6 protein-coding genes are annotated in these 4,024 nt (G+C 68.4%); all 6 read left to right on the top strand.

From position 1 onward, the window contains the following. Positions 1-222: 222 nt before the first annotated feature. The gene (locus tag NC7_RS28225; RefSeq protein WP_067988972.1) at positions 223-1,317 is read left to right on the top strand and encodes a metal-dependent hydrolase family protein; all 1,095 of its coding nucleotides are present in this window, start codon (positions 223-225) and stop codon (positions 1,315-1,317) included. 29 nt (positions 1,318-1,346) lie between these two features. Next, on the top strand, positions 1,347-1,937 hold the full coding sequence (locus tag NC7_RS28220) for a Uma2 family endonuclease (RefSeq protein ID WP_084458855.1): 591 nt from the start codon (positions 1,347-1,349) through the stop codon (positions 1,935-1,937). 199 nt (positions 1,938-2,136) lie between these two features. After that, positions 2,137-2,577, top strand: a complete 441-nt coding sequence (rpsP, locus tag NC7_RS28215; RefSeq protein WP_067988968.1) for a 30S ribosomal protein S16 — start codon at positions 2,137-2,139, stop codon at positions 2,575-2,577. After that, the gene (locus tag NC7_RS28210) at positions 2,577-2,819 is read left to right on the top strand and encodes an RNA-binding protein (RefSeq protein WP_056811833.1); all 243 of its coding nucleotides are present in this window, start codon (positions 2,577-2,579) and stop codon (positions 2,817-2,819) included. The genes rpsP and NC7_RS28210 overlap by 1 nt, the downstream gene beginning before the upstream one ends. Then, on the top strand, positions 2,820-3,344 hold the full coding sequence (rimM, locus tag NC7_RS28205) for a ribosome maturation factor RimM (protein ID WP_067988967.1): 525 nt from the start codon (positions 2,820-2,822) through the stop codon (positions 3,342-3,344). It abuts the gene before it with no gap. 3 nt (positions 3,345-3,347) lie between these two features. Then, positions 3,348-4,024 (top strand): tRNA (guanosine(37)-N1)-methyltransferase TrmD (gene trmD / locus NC7_RS28200; protein ID WP_067988965.1); only part of this gene is annotated, 677 nt, incomplete at its 3' end.

The raw sequence follows: 4,024 nt of genomic DNA, 5'->3' as shown, positions 1-4,024 counted from the left end.
GGCGGACTCGAGTGGTGCCGTGTGGCCCAGGGGTGTGGTCGGTGGCGGAATCGGGTGGTGCAGCTTGGGCTGGGTGCGGTAGGGAGGAGCTTGTGTGGCGGGCGGGATGTGGGGGTGACCGGCTCGAATGGAGTCGTGTAGCGGATTGGGAATGTGGTTTCGGTGGGTTCGGGGTGCGGGGTTGGCGGTAGGTTGGGGGCAGGCTGACGTCTGGAGGTTGGTGTGCATCTGCGTGGTGTGGTTCTTCCCGGTGATCAGGAGCTCGACCTCTGGGTGGTCGACGGTGCGGTGACGTTCGAGCCGGTGGTGGGGGCCGAAACCCTCTGTCGCGCAGGGTGGATCGTGCCGGGTCTGGTAGACGCCCACTGTCACGTCGGTATTCGCTACGGCGGTGGTGACGAAACGCGCGAGGGTGCCATCGAGCAGGCCGAGACCGAACGCGACGCGGGTGCGCTGCTGTTGCGCGACGCGGGGTCGCCGATCGACACCCGCTTCATCGACGAGCACGCCGAACTGCCGCGCATCATCCGCGCGGGCCGTCACATCGCCCGGCCCAAGCGCTACATCCGCGAACTCGGTATCGAACTCGACGACGAGCGCGACCTGCCGGAGATCGTCGCCGAACAGGCGCGCTTCGGCGATGGGTGGGTCAAGATCGTCGGAGACTGGATCGACCGGTCGGTGGGGGACCTGCGCCCGCTGTGGAGCGACGACATCCTGAAACAGGCGATCGACGCCGCCCACGCGAACGGCGCCCGCGTCACCGCCCACGTCTTCGGCGAGGACGCGCTGCCGGGCCTCATCAACGCGGGCATCGACTGCCTCGAGCACGGCACCGGCCTCACCGACGACACGATCGAACTGATGGTCCGCAACGGCACCGCCCTGGTCCCCACCCTGGTCAACATCGACACCTTCCCCGGCATCGCCGACAGCGCGACCAAGTTCCCGGTCTACGCCGCCCACATGCGCGACCTGCACCGCCGAGTCCGCGACACCGTCGGCAAGGCCCACGAGGCAGGCGTCCCCATCTACGCGGGCACCGACGCGGGCGGCTCCATCCGCCACGGCCGCATCGCCGACGAAATAACCGCCCTCACCGGCGCGGGCCTGTCCCCCCACGACGCCCTCGGCGCCGCCTCCTGGAACGCCCGCACCTGGCTCGGCCGCGATTCCATCACCGAAGGCGCCCCCGCCGACTTCGTCGTCTACGCCAACGACCCACGCACCACCCCCGCAGCGCTCACCGACCCCCTCTGGGTCGTCCTCCGCGGCATGGTCGTCAAAACCCCCAACCCGGTCACCGGACACCGCTGAACCAACACCCACCAGGAAGGCCCGCAGGGATGACGAAGGGCGCTGAGGTTTCGCTGACCCACCCGTTGGGACCGATTGCTGTGGACGATTGGCTCGTCGGCGGCCAGCCGACCGATGGAACGCGACTCGAACTCATCTGGGGCTACCCGGTCGTCACTCCGCCGCCGAGTGGTGCGCATCGATACGTCGCCGATGAGCTGCTTGTCGCGATGCGGTCTGCCTTGCGGGCGGCCGACCGCGAGGATCTGACGGTGCTCCGGGCCATGCCGATCCGTATCAGCTCGCCGCTTCGCATCGCCGTCATCCCGGATGTCATCGTGTCGAGCGGGTCCCCGCGTCATGTGAGCTGCGGAGCAGAGGACGTAATCCTCGCCGTTGAGGTGTGGTCGTGGGACAACCCACGCGAAGAGCGCGACACCAGAATGGCCGCGTTTGCCGCAGCACGGGTGCCCCACCTCTGGATCGTCGATCTGACGGTCGGCGAGCGCGTCGGCTTCGAGGCGCTCGGGCTGGACGAATCCGGCTACCGTCGCAAGGTGTACGCCGCTGACGGTGAGACGGTCACCGCGCCCGGGCCCGTTCCGGTGACCATCGACACCGGGCAGCTCGCACCGCGATAGCGCCCCGACCGCAGCGGGCGATTTCAGCTGCGCTCGGCCCGTCTGGCACAATGGACCACCGTCCTCCCTGGACAGTGTCAGCCCGTCTCCGGTTACGTACCGCGCGGCGGTCACACACTTCATGCGCGAAACCGGACCCGCAGACCATGTGGGTCGCCGAATCGCGTGGTGACCAAACTACTGAAAGAGGCAGATCAGCATGGCTGTTCGCATCAAGCTCACCCGTCTGGGCAAGATCCGCAACCCCCAGTACCGCGTCGTCGTGGCCGACGCCCGCACCCGTCGTGACGGCCGGGCCATCGAGTCCGTGGGCAAGTACCACCCGAAGGAAGAGCCCTCGCTGATCGAGATCGATTCCGAGCGCGTGCAGTACTGGCTGTCCGTCGGCGCGCAGCCGACCGAGTCCGTGCAGCGTCTGCTGGAGATCACCGGCGACTGGCAGAAGTTCAAGGGCCTGCCGGGCACCGAGGGCACCCTCAAGGTGAAGGCCGCCAAGCCGTCCAAGCTCGACCTGTTCAACGCCGCGCTGGCCGCCGCCGACAACGAGCCCGTCGCCGAGGCCGTCACCCCGAAGAAGAAGGCCGCCAAGAAGGACGAGGCCGCCGCCGAGGAGACCGCCGCCACCGAGGCTGCCGAGTAATGACTGCCGTTGTTGCCGATGCCGTCGAACATCTGGTTCGCGGCATCGTCGCCAACCCGGACGACGTCCGCGTCGAGCTGCTCACCGGCCGTCGCGGACGCACCGTCGAGGTGCACGTGCATCCCGAAGACCTGGGCAAGGTGATCGGTCGCGGTGGTCGTACCGCGACCGCGCTGCGCACCCTGGTCGCCGGTATCGGTGGCCGGGGCATCCGGGTCGACGTGGTCGACACCGACGCCTAGATGGAACTCGTCGTAGGTCGGGTCGCCAAGTCGCACGGTGTGCGTGGCGAGCTGGTCGTCGAGGTGCGCACCGACGAACCGGACCTCCGGTTCGCCCCCGGCGCCACCCTGCACGGCCGCATGCCGAAGTCCTCGGCGACCCGTGAGTTCACCGTGAAGTCGGCTCGAGAGCACTCGGGCCGACTTCTGGTGTTCGTCGACGGCGTCGATGACCGCACCGCCGCCGACGCGCTGCGCGGCATGCTGTTCGTCGTCGACAGCGCCTCGCTGCCGCCGTCGGACGATGACGACGCGTTCTACGACCACGAGCTCGAAGGGCTTCGCGTCGAGCTCGAAGACGGCACCGTCGTCGGTAAGGTCACCGAGGTATTGCATTCCGCCGCAGGCGAATTGCTGTCGGTGCGCGCCGAGGACGACGGCCGCGAAATCCTGATTCCCTTTGTCACCGCCATCGTGCCGACCGTGTCGGTCGCCGACGGACTGGTGGTCATCACCCCGCCCGAGGGCCTGCTCGATCCGGAGTAATTCGTGCAACTCGATGTCGTCACGATCTTCCCGGAGTATCTGGAGCCGCTGCGGACCGCGCTGCTCGGCAAGGCCGTCGACAAGGGCCTGATCTCGATCGGCGTGCACGATCTGCGTCGCTGGACCCACGACGTGCACAAGTCGGTCGACGATTCGCCCTACGGTGGCGGTCCCGGCATGGTCATGAAGCCGACCGTGTGGGGCGACGCACTCGATGAGGTGTGTCCCGACGACGCGCTACTGGTCGTCCCCACTCCTGCCGGGGTGCCCTTCACCCAGGCCACCGCGCAGCGCTGGGCCACCGAGCGCCATCTGGTGTTCGCCTGCGGCCGCTACGAGGGCATCGATCAGCGTGTCTTCGACGACGCCGCCCGCCGGGTGCGCGTGGAAGAGGTGAGCATCGGCGACTACGTGCTCATCGGCGGCGAGGCGGCCGTGCTGGTGATGACCGAGGCCGTGGTCCGCCTGATCCCCGGTGTGCTCGGCAATCAGCAGTCCCACCAGGAGGATTCGTTCTCCGACGGACTTCTCGAGGGCCCGAGCTACACCCGTCCGGTGTCGTGGCGTGAGCTCGAGGTGCCGCCGATCCTGCTGTCGGGCGATCACGCGAAGATCGCCGCGTGGCGTCGCGAACAGTCGCTGCGTCGGACGCGCGACCGCAGGCCCGATCTGCTGCCCGA

The sequence above is a fragment of the Nocardia caishijiensis NBRC 108228 genome (genome assembly GCF_001612825.1).
In the GTDB taxonomy this organism is placed as follows: Bacteria; Actinomycetota; Actinomycetes; order Mycobacteriales; family Mycobacteriaceae; genus Nocardia; species Nocardia caishijiensis.
This window is presented reverse-complemented; position numbering and strand designations above follow the sequence as displayed.